At 71.0% G+C, this 13164-nt stretch carries 11 protein-coding genes; 4 read left to right on the forward strand and 7 right to left on the reverse strand.

All coding sequences use genetic code 11. The annotated features are described in order from the left end of the window. Positions 1–118: 118 nt before the first annotated feature. From AB0I51_RS15310 to deoC, 3 genes are read right to left on the reverse strand one after another with little or no spacing between them, the layout of a single operon-like run. Entirely contained in the window at positions 119–1009 is an 891-nt protein-coding gene (locus AB0I51_RS15310; RefSeq protein WP_362975131.1) for an aldehyde dehydrogenase family protein, read from the reverse strand. Next, a complete protein-coding gene (locus AB0I51_RS15315) occupies positions 1010–2485 on the reverse strand; it encodes an aldehyde dehydrogenase family protein (RefSeq protein WP_362975133.1) in 1476 nt (491 codons plus the stop codon). Positions 2486–2491: 6 nt separating this feature from the next. Then, a complete protein-coding gene (gene deoC / locus AB0I51_RS15320; protein ID WP_362975179.1) occupies positions 2492–3448 on the reverse strand; it encodes a deoxyribose-phosphate aldolase in 957 nt (318 codons plus the stop codon). 190 nt (positions 3449–3638) lie between these two features. Between deoC and AB0I51_RS15325 the strand changes: the two genes are divergently transcribed. Beyond that, positions 3639–4337 carry a PH domain-containing protein gene (locus tag AB0I51_RS15325; RefSeq protein ID WP_362975135.1) on the forward strand — a complete coding sequence of 233 codons (699 nt, stop codon included), beginning with the start codon at positions 3639–3641 and terminating at the stop codon, positions 4335–4337. A gap of 132 nt (positions 4338–4469) precedes the next feature. Beyond that, positions 4470–6131 carry a hypothetical protein gene (locus tag AB0I51_RS15330; protein ID WP_362975137.1) on the forward strand — a complete coding sequence of 554 codons (1662 nt, stop codon included), beginning with the start codon at positions 4470–4472 and terminating at the stop codon, positions 6129–6131. An 87-nt stretch (positions 6132–6218) separates the two neighbouring features. Here the strand turns inward: AB0I51_RS15330 and AB0I51_RS15335 are convergent, their stop codons facing one another. From AB0I51_RS15335 to AB0I51_RS15345, 3 genes are all read right to left on the reverse strand, one after another. Then, complete coding sequence (locus AB0I51_RS15335; protein WP_362975139.1) at positions 6219–7862, reverse strand: phospho-sugar mutase; 1644 nt, start codon at positions 7860–7862, stop codon at positions 6219–6221. A gap of 83 nt (positions 7863–7945) precedes the next feature. Next, positions 7946–8770 carry a purine-nucleoside phosphorylase gene (locus AB0I51_RS15340; protein WP_362975141.1) on the reverse strand — a complete coding sequence of 275 codons (825 nt, stop codon included), beginning with the start codon at positions 8768–8770 and terminating at the stop codon, positions 7946–7948. A gap of 138 nt (positions 8771–8908) precedes the next feature. Then, on the reverse strand, positions 8909–9346 hold the full coding sequence (locus AB0I51_RS15345; RefSeq protein ID WP_355903230.1) for a gamma-glutamylcyclotransferase: 438 nt from the start codon (positions 9344–9346) through the stop codon (positions 8909–8911). 325 nt (positions 9347–9671) lie between these two features. Here AB0I51_RS15345 and AB0I51_RS15350 point away from each other — a divergent pair, with 325 nt between their 5' ends. Both AB0I51_RS15350 and AB0I51_RS15355 read left to right on the forward strand, forming a co-directional pair. Further along, positions 9672–11120 carry an NAD(P)H-quinone dehydrogenase gene (locus AB0I51_RS15350; protein WP_362975143.1) on the forward strand — a complete coding sequence of 483 codons (1449 nt, stop codon included), beginning with the start codon at positions 9672–9674 and terminating at the stop codon, positions 11118–11120. A 164-nt stretch (positions 11121–11284) separates the two neighbouring features. After that, positions 11285–12250 (forward strand): DeoR/GlpR family DNA-binding transcription regulator, encoded by a 966-nt coding sequence (locus tag AB0I51_RS15355; protein ID WP_362975145.1) that lies wholly within the window; start codon positions 11285–11287, stop codon positions 12248–12250. 137 nt (positions 12251–12387) lie between these two features. Here the strand turns inward: AB0I51_RS15355 and AB0I51_RS15360 are convergent, their stop codons facing one another. Beyond that, positions 12388–12963, reverse strand: a complete 576-nt coding sequence (locus AB0I51_RS15360; protein ID WP_362975147.1) for a helix-turn-helix domain-containing protein — start codon at positions 12961–12963, stop codon at positions 12388–12390. Positions 12964–13164: the final 201 nt, after the last annotated feature.

Raw genomic sequence — 13164 nt, forward strand, 5'->3', positions numbered from 1 at the left:
GGGCGGGGAGCTGCGTCTCGTTGCCGGGTGCGAGTCCGGTGGTGGCTGGTCGCGCCCACGCGGCGGAGCCGCAGATCCAATACCGCCCCGCGCCCCTGACGAGCGTGCCTGCGGCCGCTCAGTACGAGGAGCCGCTTGCTCCCAGTGAACCCGTCGGGTGCCAGACCGTCTTCGTCTCCAGGAAGGCTGTCAGGCGGTCGATGCCCGGAGTCTCGTTGTAATCCACAGGCTGTGGACGGAGAACTCGCTTCAGGTTGTCGGCCGCCGCGATCTCCAGCTCCTTCGCCAGTACGTCGTCCGCGCCCGCGAGGTCGATCGCGTTGACGTCCTGGTGGGCGGCGAGGGGGGCCGCGATCTCCGCCGTCTTTCCGGAGAGGATGTTGACGACTCCGCCGGGCAGGTCGGAGGTGGCCAGGACCTCGCCCAACGACAGTGCGGGGAGCGGGGACTTCTCGCTCGCGATGACGACGGCCGTGTTGCCGGTCGCGATCACCGGGGCGACTACCGAGATCAGGCCCAGGAACGAGGACTCCTGGGGTGCCAGGACGGTGACCACTCCCGTCGGCTCGGGCGAGGAGAGATTGAAGTACGGGCCCGCCACCGGGTTCGCGCCGCCGACCACCTGCGCGATCTTGTCGGTCCAGCCCGCGTACCAGACCCAGCGGTCGATCGCCGCGTCCACGACCACGGAGGCCTTCGACTTCGACAGGCCCTCCGCATCCGCGACTTCGCGCACGAACTGGTCCCTGCGGCCCTCCAGCATCTCGGCGATGCGGTAGAGGATCTGGCCCCGGTTGTACGCCGTCGCGCCGGACCAGCCGCCGAACGCCTTGCGGGCCGCCACGACCGCGTCCCGGGCGTCCTTACGGCTCCCCTGGGGGGCGTTGGCCAGCCACTTGCCCTTGGAGTCGGTCACTTCGTACACCCGGCCGCTCTCGCTACGGGGGAACTTGCCCCCGACGTACAGCTTGTAGGTCTTGAAGACTGAGAGTCGATCAACTGTGCTCATTTATCGCTCGCCCTCCGGGCTCGACGGGGCGAGGTACGCCTCCAGGCCGTGGCGACCGCCCTCGCGGCCGAAGCCCGACTCCTTGTAGCCGCCGAACGGCGAGGTCGGGTCGAACTTGTTGAACGTGTTGGACCAGATGACACCCGCGCGCAGCTTGCTCGCGACCGCGAGGATGCGGGAACCCTTCTCGGTCCAGATGCCGGCGGAGAGGCCGTACTGCGTGTTGTTGGCCTTCGCCACCGCCTCCTCGGGCGTGCGGAAGGTCAGTACGGACAGCACCGGGCCGAAGATCTCGTCGCGGGCGACGGTGTGCGCCTGGGTGACGTTCGTGAAGAGCGTCGGCGCGAACCAGTAGCCGGAGGACGGGAGTTCACAGGCCGGGGACCAGCGCTCGGCGCCCTCGGCCTCGCCCTGCTCGACGAGCGCGGTGATCCGGGAGAGCTGCTCGGCGGAGTTGATCGCGCCGATGTCGGTGTTCTTGTCGAGCGGGTCGCCGAGGCGGAGGGTGGACAGCCGCCGCTTCAGCGAGTCCATCAACTCGTCCTGGATCGACTCCTGGACGAGCAGTCGGCTGCCCGCGCAGCAGACCTGGCCCTGGTTGAAGAAGATGCCGGTGACGATGCCCTCGACGGCCTGGTCGATGGGAGCGTCGTCGAAGACGATGTTCGCGCCCTTGCCGCCGAGTTCGAGGGTGACCTTCTTCGTCGTGCCGGCCACCTGGCGCGCGATCGCCTTGCCGACGGCCGTGGAACCGGTGAACGCGACCTTGTCGACGTCCGGGTGCGCGACGAGTGCGGCGCCCGTGTCGCCGTATCCCGGAAGGATGTTGACGACACCCTTGGGGAGGCCGGCCTGGCGGCAGATGTCCGCGAAGAAGAGCGCGGAGAGGGGGGTGGTCTCCGCCGGCTTCAGAACGACTGTGTTGCCGGTGGCCAGCGCCGGGGCGATCTTCCAGGCCAGCATCAGGAGGGGGAAGTTCCAGGGGATGACCTGGCCCGCGACACCGAGGGGCTGCGGGTTCGCGCCGAAGCCGGCGTGGTCGAGCTTGTCGGCCCAGCCCGCGTAGTAGAAGAAGTGCGCGGCGACCAGGGGGAGGTCGGCGTCCCTCGTCTCCTTGATGGGCTTGCCGTTGTCCAGGGTCTCCAGGACGGCCAGTTCGCGGCTGCGCTCCTGGATGATCCGGGCGATGCGGAACAGGTACTTGGCGCGCTCGGAGCCGGGCAGCGCCGACCACTTCTCGAAGGCCTTGCGGGCGGCCTTCACCGCGCGGTCGACGTCCGCCTCGCCCGCCCGGGCGATCTCGGAGAGGACCTCTTCGGTGGACGGGGACACGGTCTTGAAGACCTTGCCGTCGGCGGCCTCGGTGAACTCGCCGTCGATGAACAGGCCGTAGGAGGGCGCGATGTCGACGACCGAGCGGGACTCGGGGGCCGGAGCGTACTCAAAAGCAGATGCGGATGCAGATGTGGATGCCATGTTGGATCAGTCCACCGTCACGTAGTCGGGGCCGGAGTAGCGGCCGGTGGCCAGCTTCTGACGCTGCATCAGCAGGTCGTTCAGGAGCGAGGACGCGCCGAAGCGGAACCAGTGGTTGTCGAGCCAGTCCTCGCCCGCCGTCTCGTTGACGATGACCAGGAACTTGACGGCGTCCTTGGAGGTACGGATACCGCCCGCGGGCTTCACCCCGACCTGGATGCCGGTCTGGGCGCGGAAGTCGCGGACCGCCTCCAGCATCAACAGGGTGTTCGCGGGCGTCGCGTTGACGGCGACCTTGCCCGTCGACGTCTTGATGAAGTCCGCGCCGGCCAGCATGCCGAGCCAGCTCGCGCGCCGGATGTTGTCGTACGTCGACAGCTCGCCCGTCTCGAAGATGACCTTCAGACGGGCGGCGCCCGAGGCCTCCTTCACGGCGACGATCTCGTCGTACACCTTCATGTAGTTGCCGGCGAGGAACGCCCCGCGGTCGATGACCATGTCGATCTCGTCGGCGCCCGCGGCGACCGCGTCGTGCACGTCGGCCAGCTTCACGGAGAGCGCGGCACGGCCGGCCGGGAAGGCGGTGGCGACGGAGGCGACCTTCACCGAGGAACCGGCGACGGCCTCCTTGGCGACGGCGACCATGTCGGGATAGACACAGACGGCCGCGGTCGAGGGGCTCGTCCGGTCGGTCGGGTCGGGGCGGACCGCCTTGGCGCCGAGCGCCCGGACCTTGCCGGGGGTGTCCGCGCCTTCCAGCGTCGTCAGGTCGACCATCGAGATGGCGAGGTCGATGGCGTACGCCTTCGCGGTGGTCTTGATGGAACGGGTCCCGAGCGAGGCGGCACGCGCCTCCAGGCCGACCGCGTCGACGCCGGGCAGCCCGTGGAGGAAGCGGCGCAGCGTGCTGTCGGACGCGGTGACGTCACCGAGAGCATGTGCTGTGGGTGCAGTGGTGGGCATGGTCACCAGACGAGCATATCTACGCGCGTAGCGGCTGTACACCCCGGGGGAGATCCGCGCCCCAATGGCGCGGAGCCGTATCGATGTGCGGCTCCGCCGCGTGGGCGCGACCAGCCACAGCACGGCCGCACTCGCAAACGAGCAGGTCCCCAACGGCGACCGGGCGCAGCTCTGAGGCACAATCGGCACCATGACGACCCCGCACCACGAGCCTCCCGCACCGCAGCCCCCGGACCGCGTCTACCGGTCCTCCATGGGCATCGCAGGCGGCGTACTGCTGCTCGCCATCGGGCTCTGGCTCGGCATCGACGCGCTCGTACGGGGAAACGGCCGCACGCCGTGGCTCGCGCTCGCGGGGCTGATCCTCGTCGTGCCGCTGGTGGTCGCCTTCACGTTCCGCCCGGCCGTGTACGCCAACGACGACCGGCTGCGCGTGCGCAACCCGTTCCGGGTCGTCGTCGTGCCGTGGGGCGAGGTGGCCGCGCTGCGGTCCGGGCTCTCGAACGAGGTCATCGCCAAGTCCGGCACCAAGTTCCAGTTGTGGGCGATCCCGGTCTCGCTGCGCAGCCGCAAGCGGGCGGCGCGCCGCGAGGCACGGTCCAAGGCGGAGGCGGGCGGCCAGGCCGGACGGGGCGGCAGGGCCGGGGGCTTCGGCGGCGGGTTCGGCGGGTTCGGGGGCTTCGGCGGGGGCCTGGGCGGCGGCTCCGCGGCCGGTGAGTCCACGCGCGCGGAGTCCGACCAGATCATGAGCGACCTGAACGAGCTGCTGGAGAACCGGGAACAGGCGGAGTCGGCGCAGGGCGAGGTCACGGTGCGCTGGGCGTACGAGGTGATCGCCCCGGCACTCGCAGGCGCCGTGGTGCTGGCGATCCTCGTGGCCACGGGCTGACCGGACCTCCGTCCGCTCTCACAGCTTTCCGCATCATCATTCGACCCGAACTCGGCCGCGGCGGCGGTCCCCCACCCGGAGGCGAAGCCGAGCCACGCCGACCACACCCGTGGTCCGAGTCTCTGGGAAGTCATGGACACGATCCTTCAGGAGCCGCTGCGGCTGCCCCCGGTCGCGATACCCGACGGCTGCGCCGCCTGGGACGAGGAGCGGACGCGCGCGTGGATCCGGGCGGGAGCCCCGTGGTGGGTGCCGGTCCGGCCGCGGCTGTGGCTGGTCGAACAGTCGGCGGTGCTTTCTCTGATCGTCGCCTTGTGCCTGCTGACCCTGACGGACCTGCCCCCGTATCTGATCGCGCTGCTGCCGCTGCAGGCCGTCTGGGGTGTGTGGCGGCCCGAGGTCGTACGGTTCTCCGTCCCGGTCGTGGCCGTAGTGCTGGCGCTGGTACTGGGGGTGAGCGGGGTGCCGTGGCCGGCACCGGTGTGCGCCGCGCTGCTGCTCGTCGCCTCGGTGACGGCCGCCGAACTGCGGGCACGCGCGCGGGCCCGGCAGCGGAGCAGCGCCCTGGCGGCGGCCGACGGAGTCACCGCCGTGCTGCCCGCGGCGGACGCACCGGTGCGGCGAGGCCGGTTCCTCGTCGGATTCGGCACCGTCGTGGCCGTACCCGCACTCGCGCTGCTCGCTGCCTCCCCGCTGTGGCGCTACGCCGAGGACCGCAGAGGAGGGGCCGCGGCGGGCCTGTTCCTGCTCGGGCTGGCGCTCACCGTGCTGCTCTCCGGAGTCCTCGGCCGGCGGCGGGCCCTCGCGCTGCGCCGGGCACCCGCGCCGGTGCTGCGCGTCCTCGTCCGCAAGGACGGTCACGGGGACGCCGTGGTCTTCGCGGCGGACGACACCACGGCGCTCCGGCCCCTGTTCACGGTCCCGGTCATGACACAGGCCACCGACGAGGACGAGGAGGAAGAGGGCGACGAAGAAGAGGAGCTGGACGAACTCCTCGACGGGCTCAAGGACGAGGAACGCGGTCCCCTGCACGAGGCCGTCCTCTACGGCGCGCCCTGCGACGGCGCCGAGGTCCTGCTCGTCAGTGCTGCCCCGAAGCCGGGCGAGCCGCCGCTGACCGAGTGGTCGACGGGTCCGGTACGGCCGCTGTCGGAGCGCGGCCTGGGGTCGCGGCTCGCCCGGGAGGAGCGGGCGGCGGCGCGGGCGGCGCATGCCGAGGCGGAGCACGCGGAACTGGTCGAGGTCGCGCGGACCATGACCGTCGTGCCGGTACGGCGCTGGCGGGCGGGGCCGGTGGACAGGCTGTCGGCCTTCCTGGTGGTGCAGTGGGGCGTCTGGCTCTGTCTGATCGGGATCGACGACGGTTTTTGGCACCGGGCCCTGCTGCTCGCCATCGGTCTGATGGGCGCCCTCGTCGTCCCGGTGAAACTGGGCTGGCGCCTCACGGCCGACCGCACCGGCATCTGGCTGAACCGGCTGCGCGCCCCGCGTCACATCTCCTGGGACGACCTCCGCTCGGCGCGCCGGGAGTCGTTCGAGTTGCAGCTGCGGGTCCGTGGCGGCGACAACTGGTCGGTGTCCGCGCCCCGTTGGCCCTGGCTTCAGCGCAAGCGCGGCCTCACCCACCCCTACGACGCCCTCGCCGCCGAACTCTCCGCGATGATCGCCGACCCCGCCCTGCGGCCCACCGGCGAGAGCGGGGAGGAGGAGCGCGGGCGCCCGCTGTGGCCGTATACCGCGGTGCTTGCGGTCGTATGGGTAGTGCTGATGGCGGTCCGTCAGGGCTGGCTGTAGGTCCTGTGGCGCGGCAGACCCGAAGACGGGGTGCCCCGGGCAGGGACACCCCGTCTTCGGGTGAACGGCTGGACTGCTGGTGACGGCTCAGATACCGGCCGCCGCCGACAGGTCCCGCTTGATCGTCTCCAGCGTCCCGGCCGCCTGCACGCGGGCCGCCGGGAGGTCGGCGTGCGTGGCCACGGGGACCACGACCTCCAGGTAGCACTTCAGTTTGGGCTCGGTGCCGCTGGGCCGGACGATGACGCGGGCACCGTCTAGCGTGTAACGCAGGCCGTCCGTGGGCGGAAGCGCGTCGGTGCCCTCCGCGAGGTCCTCGGCTTTCGTGACACGCAGGCCCGCAAGCCGGGTCGGCGGCTGCTCGCGCAACCGTCGCATGGCGTCCGCGATGACGGTCAAGTCCTCGACGCGCACGGAGAGTTGGTCGGTGGCGTGCAGACCGTGCGTCACGGCGAGATCGTCGAGGAGGTCCAGCAGATCGCGGCCCTCCTCCTTCAGCTCGGACGCCAGCTCGGTGATGAGCAGGGCGGCGGTGATGCCGTCCTTGTCGCGCACACCGTCGGGGTCCACGCAGTAGCCGAGGGCCTCCTCGTAGCCGTAGCGAAGACCGTCGACCCGGGCGATCCACTTGAAGCCGGTGAGGGTCTCCTCGTAGGGCAGGCCCGCCTTCTCGGCGATACGGCCGAGGAGGGACGAGGAGACGATCGACTCGGCGAAGGTGCCCTGGGCGCCGCGCCGCACGAGGTGCGCGGCGAGCAGGGAGCCGACCTCGTCGCCGCGGAGCATGCGCCAGTCACCGTCGTGCGTACGGTCCTTGACGGCCGCGGCGCAGCGGTCGGCGTCGGGGTCGTTGGCGATGATCAGGTCGGGGTCCGTGGCGCGGGCCCGGGCGAAGGCGAGGTCCATCGCGCCCGGCTCCTCCGGGTTGGGGAACGCGACGGTCGGGAAGTCAGGGTCGGGCTCGGCCTGTTCGGTGACGAGCACCGGCTCGGGGAAGCCGGCGCGGGCGAACGCGGCCAGCAGGACGTCCTTGCCGACGCCGTGCATCGCCGTGTAGACGGTACGGGCGGTGCGGGGGGAGCCGGGGGCCAGGACGGCGTCGGTGCGGGCGAGGTAGGCGTCGAGGACGCTGTCGTCGAGGGTTTCCCAGCCGTCCGTGGGGCGGGGTACGTCGTGCAGCGAATGGATCGCGTCGATCTCGGCGGCGATGTCCGCGTCGGCCGGGGGCACGATCTGGGAGCCGTCGCCGAGGTACACCTTGTAGCCGTTGTCGCGGGGCGGGTTGTGGCTGGCGGTGACCTCCACGCCCGCGATCGCGCCCAAGTGCCGTATGGCGAAGGCGAGTACGGGGGTGGGGAGCGGGCGCGGCAGTACGGCCGCCCGGAGTCCGGCGCCGGTCATCACGGCGGCGGTGTCGCGGGCGAAGTCCGCGGACTTGTGCCGGGCGTCGTAGCCGATGACGACGACTCCGTCGGTGTGGCCGTTGTGCTTGAGGTACGCGGCGAGGCCGGCGGCGGCGCGGATGACGACGGCGCGGTTCATCCGCATGGGGCCGGCGCCGAGTTCGCCGCGGAGGCCGGCGGTGCCGAACTGGAGGGTGCCGCTGAAGCGCTCCGCGAGTTCCGTGACGTCCCCGGCGTCGATGAGCTTCCCCAGCTCCTCGCGGGTGTCCGCGTCGGGGTCCTCGGCGAGCCAGGTCTTGGCCCGCGCGATGAGATCGTCGTCGTGCACGTCAGGTCAACCTCTCGTGGTGTGGTGTTCGTCAGCTTCGCGGCCGACCGAGACGGGTGGGTGGGAAAAATCCTGAACGGCGCCTACAGCCGACCCAGCACCTGAGCCAACAGTGACCCCATCTGCGTGGCGGAATCGCGCCCGGCCTGCAGAACCTCCTCGTGGTTCAGCGGTTCCCCCGTCATCCCCGCGGCGAGGTTCGTCACCAGGGAGATACCCAGCACCTCCGCACCCGCCTCACGCGCCGCGATCGCTTCCAGCACCGTCGACATGCCCACCAGGTCCGCCCCGATCACCCGGGCCATGCGGATCTCGGCGGGAGTCTCGTAGTGCGGGCCGGGGAACTGGGCGTAGACACCCTCCTCCAGAGCGGGGTCGATCTCCTTGCAGAGCGCCCGCAGCCGGGGCGAGTACAGATCCGTCAGGTCGACGAAGTTCGCGCCGATGATCGGGGAGGCGGCCGTGAGGTTGATGTGGTCGCTGATCAGCACAGGCTGCCCGGGCCGCATACCCTCGCGGAGCCCCCCGCAGCCGTTGGTCAGGACGATGGTCTTGCAGCCGGCGGCGACGGCGGTACGGACCCCGTGCGCGACGGCGGCGACACCGCGGCCCTCGTAGTAGTGGGTGCGGCCGAGGAAGACCAGCGCGCGCTTGTCGCCGATCGCGTACGAGCGGACCCGGCCACCGTGGCCCTCGACGGCCGGCGGCGGGAATCCGGGCAGCTCGGTGACGGGGAAGTCGGCCTCGGGTACGCCGAGGGCGTCGACGGCCGGCCCCCAGCCGGAGCCCATCACAAGAGCGACGTCGTGGGTCTCGGCGCCCGTCAGTTCGCGCAGGCGCGCGGCGGCGGCGTCAGCGGCGGCGTGGGGGTCGCCCTGGATGTCGTCCGGAAGAAGAGATGCGTTCACGCGGTTGAGGGTAGCTGGTCTGGGCCTACGCGCGTAGATGACGGAGCTCACGGGATTGCGATCGTTGTCTTGTCGTTTCCAACGAGGCATGTGACGGGCGTGGTGTGTGGGAAGCCCTCAGCGGAGCCGCGGAAATCCTCAGCAGGGCCGCTTCCGCAGCTCCATCACATAGTCGTGCGGCGCCCCGGCGGATTCGGCCGCGTCGGCGAGCTCGCCGAGGTAGCGGGCGGACGGGAGTCCCCCCTCGTATCCGTTGAGGACGTACACCCAGGCGGGTTCCTCGCCGTCCAGGGTGTGCACGCGGACCCGCATGCGCCGGTAGACGTCGAGGCCGACGCCCTCCCAACGGTCCATGGACTCCTCGTCGGGCGGCGCGATCTCGTACAGCGCGACGAAGACCTGGGAGCGCGGTGCCTCCACGATCGTCGCGAGCGCGCCCTCCCAGCCCATGTGCTCACCGCCGAAGGTCAGCCGCCATCCGTTCAGCCAGCCCGTGGCGCGCAGGGGCGAGTGCGGGGCGCGGCGGGTCATCAGCCGCGCGTCGAGATTGCCGGCGTACGCGGCGTAGAGCGACATGCTCCGAGAGTACGGCAGCGAACCCACCCGCCACTCCCGTAACCGGGGGTACCCCGGGTCACCGAGGTGCCCGGTTCACCCCCGCCGCGGACACGGGATTCGGAACGGCGGCGCACCACATGGCCCGCCACCCGCGTACGGCGCGAAGGTGCCGTGCCGGGGGGTGTCCGCCCGCAGCGGCCGGCGCGTCAACACCTCCGCACTGTTGAGTGACCGATTCCGCGCCGTTCCGAGGACGGACACCCCCCCCGGCGCGGCACCGACCCACAACGAACCACACACCCCCGTCGCCCCCGGGCGGAAGCATCTTGAAGCGTGCGGGACAATGGGGTACGTGACTCGGATCGTGATCATCGGTGGCGGACCCGGCGGCTATGAAGCGGCGCTGGTGGCAGCGCAGCTCGGCGCGGAGGTGACCGTCGTCGACTGCGACGGTCTGGGCGGGGCGTCGGTGCTGACCGACTGCGTGCCGTCGAAGACCCTTATCGCGACGGCCGAGGTGATGACCACCTTCGACTCGTCGCACCAGGAACTCGGCATCATCGTCGCCGACGACACCCCACCCCTGGAGCAGGCGGCCAGGGTCGTCGGGGTCGACCTCGGCAAGGTGAACCGGCGTGTGAAGCGCCTCGCGCTCGCCCAGTCGCACGACATCACCGCGTCCGTGACCCGGGCCGGCGCCCGTGTCATGCGCGGCCGGGGCCGGCTCGACGGCATGCAGGCGATCGACGGCTCCCGCAAGGTCGTCGTGAAGGCGGCCGACGGCACCGAGGAGACCCTCGTCGCGGACGCCGTCCTCATCGCGACCGGCGGCCACCCCCGTGAGCTGGACGACGCCCGCCCCGACGGCGAGCGCATCCTGAACTGGACCCAGGTCTACGACCTCACCGAACTCCCCGAAGAGCTGATCGTGGTCGGCTCCGGTGTCACCGGTGCCGAGTTCGCCGGCGCCTACCAGGCTCTCGGCTCCAAGGTCACCCTCGTCTCCTCGCGCGACCGCGTCCTGCCCGGCGAGGACCCGGACGCAGCCGCCGTACTCGAAGACGTCTTCCGGCGCCGCGGCATGAACGTCATGGCCCGCTCCCGCGCCCAGTCCGCCAAGCGCGTGGGAGACAAGGTCGAGGTCACCCTCGCCGACGGCCGTGTCATCACGGGCTCCCACTGCCTCATGGCCGTCGGCGCCATCCCGAACTCCGCCGGCATGGGCCTGGAGGAGGCGGGCGTCAGGCTGCGCGACTCGGGCCACATCTGGACCGACAAGGTGTCCAGGACGACCGCCCCCGGTGTCTACGCGGCCGGTGACGTCACCGGCATCTTCGCGCTCGCCTCGGTGGCCGCGATGCAGGGCCGTATCGCCATGTACCACTTCCTCGGCGACGCGGTGGCCCCGCTCAACCTGAAGACGGTCTCCTCGAACGTCTTCACCGACCCCGAGATCGCCACCGTCGGCTACAGCCAGGCCGACGTCGACGCGGGCAAGATCGACGCCCGCGTCGTGAAGCTCCCCCTCCTCCGCAACCCGCGCGCGAAGATGCAGGGCATCCGGGACGGCTTCGTCAAGATCTTCTGCCGCCCGGGCACCGGGATCATCGTCGGCGGTGTCGTCGTGGCGCCCCGCGCCTCGGAGCTGATCCACCCGATCTCGATCGCCGTGGACAACAATCTGACGGTCGAACAGATCGCGAACGCCTTCACCGTCTACCCGTCCCTTTCGGGCTCGATCGCCGAGGTGGCCCGACAGCTGCACACCCGCAAGGCGACGGGCGAAGTCTGAGGCCGCACCGACTCCCCGCTGGTCACGGGGAGTTGCCGCCCATTCGTACGGCATAGGCGCCGGGACTGCCCCCTATACCACTTCTCGCCCTCCTGTGCGAACAACTTCTGCTATTCACCGCAAACAGCTGAAAGCAGACGGTCGTTGGGGTTACTGTCAGTTTCGTGTTCGCTGCAGAACGTCGCCAATTGATCCTCGAAATGGTGCGAGCGAATGGGGCTGTATCGCTCCGTGAGCTCGCCCGCGTCGTCCAGACCTCCGAAGTGACCGTACGGCGGGACGTGCGCGCACTGGAGGCAGAAGGACTCCTCGACCGCCGGCACGGCGGTGCGGTATTGCCGGGCGGGTTTACGCGGGAGTCCGGCTTTCCGCAGAAATCGCATCTCGCGACCGCCGAGAAGACGGCCATTGCCGATCTCGCCGCGAGCTTCGTCGAAGAGGGCGAGGCCATCGTGGTGGGGGCGGGTACCACCACCCAGGAGCTGGCCCGCCGGCTCGCCCGGGTGCCCGGACTGACCGTCGTCACCAACTCCCTGCTGGTGGCCCAGGCGTTGGCCCATGCCAACCGCGTGGAGGTCGTGATGACCGGGGGCACCCTGCGCGGTTCCAACTACGCGCTGGTGGGCAGCGGGGCCGAGCAGTCCCTCCAGGGGCTGCGCGTCTCCCGGGCCTTCCTCTCCGGTAGCGGGCTGACCGCCGAGCGCGGTCTGTCCACGTCCAACATGCTCTCGGCGTCCGTCGACCGGGCCCTCGTCCAGGCGGCGGCCGAGGTCGTAGTCCTCGCCGACCACACCAAGCTCGGTACGGACACCATGTTCCAGACCGTGCCCACGGACGTGATCACCCGTCTCGTCACCGACGAGCCCCCGGGCCACGACGACCGCGCCGCCACCGAGTTGCAGGCCCTCGCCGACCAGGGGGTGCAGATCGCGGTGGCCGGCGCGGCGGGCAGCCAGGGGGGTGATCAGGTCCCGGCGCGGGAACAACGACGCCGGGACGTACCCCTTCCGGCTCCGCGACGGGGTCAAGTGCCGGGTGGGGGGCCGGGGTTGCGTTCGGCGGGCGTACTGACCGGGGAGTCGCCGGAGCGGGAGCGCGCGGCGAGGGTGGCGGACTTGCGCAGGCGTTGATCGCGTCGCTGACGGGTGCGGATTTCGGCTGCGGGCCGGTGGGGGCTGGTCGCGCAGTTCCCCGCGCCCCTGAAAGACGCAGGGCGACCGGTTTCTTCAGGGGCGCGGGGAACTGCGCGACCAGCCACGACGAAGTACTACGGCTTCAACCCCCGCAGCGTCAACGTCAGTAATCTGTCGGCCAGTTCAGGATCCCCAGGGTTCCCCTCGGCCGCCAGCGCAATCGCATGCGTCAGCTGAAGCAGGTCGCCGATCCCGACGTCACCGCGCACGTCACCGGCGGCCTGCGCTCGCGAGAGCAACGCACCCCCCGCCTCCCGGATGGGCGCGCTGCACCGGCCCAGGTCCGAAGTCTCGTCCTGGGCCACAGCCATCAGCGCCCGTGAAAGCCCCCGGTACTCGCTGGCGTGGGTCACCATCTCCCGCAGCCAGGTCACCAGGGCCGCGCACGGCTGCGGCGCGGACAGCAACTCCCTTGAGCGCGTGAGGAGTTCACCCACCGCGTCCTCGAAGACGGCGCTCATCAGGGACTGCCGGTTGGGAAAGTGCCGGTACAACGTACCGATGCCGACGCCCGCGCGCCGGGCCACGTCCTCCAGGGACGCGTCCGTGCCGTGCGCGGCGAAGGACACCCGGGCCTCGGCGAGCAGCCGCTCGTAGTTGCGGCGGGCGTCGGCACGCAGGCCCGCCGGCGGCCTGGCTGTGTCGGCCACGGGTCCCACCTGCCCTCCTCGGTGCGGTACGGCGTTGTCCCGTCACATTACAGAGGTGCCCGGCGGACAGGCTGTTCCTGTCGGCCGGGCACCTCTGTACGTGCGGTCGGATCAGTCCTTGATCTCGCAGATGGCGGCGCCGGAGGTGATGGATGCTCCGACTTCCGCGCCGAGGCCCTTGACGGTGCCGGACTTGTGGGC

This window comes from Streptomyces sp. NPDC050549 (genome assembly GCF_040655035.1).
GTDB lineage: Bacteria > Actinomycetota > Actinomycetes > Streptomycetales > Streptomycetaceae > Streptomyces.

Coding starts and splice junctions, on each gene's coding strand:
- AB0I51_RS15310 (WP_362975131.1), bottom strand. CDS start 1,009: ATGAGCACAGTTGATCGACTCTCAGTCTTCAAGACCTACAAGCTGTAC.
- AB0I51_RS15315 (WP_362975133.1), bottom strand. CDS start 2,485: ATGGCATCCACATCTGCATCCGCATCTGCTTTTGAGTACGCTCCGGCC.
- deoC (WP_362975179.1), bottom strand. CDS start 3,448: ATGCCCACCACTGCACCCACAGCACATGCTCTCGGTGACGTCACCGCG.
- AB0I51_RS15325 (WP_362975135.1), top strand. CDS start 3,639: ATGACGACCCCGCACCACGAGCCTCCCGCACCGCAGCCCCCGGACCGC.
- AB0I51_RS15330 (WP_362975137.1), top strand. CDS start 4,470: ATGGACACGATCCTTCAGGAGCCGCTGCGGCTGCCCCCGGTCGCGATA.
- AB0I51_RS15345 (WP_355903230.1), bottom strand. CDS start 9,346: ATGTCGCTCTACGCCGCGTACGCCGGCAATCTCGACGCGCGGCTGATG.
- AB0I51_RS15350 (WP_362975143.1), top strand. CDS start 9,672: ATGGGGTACGTGACTCGGATCGTGATCATCGGTGGCGGACCCGGCGGC.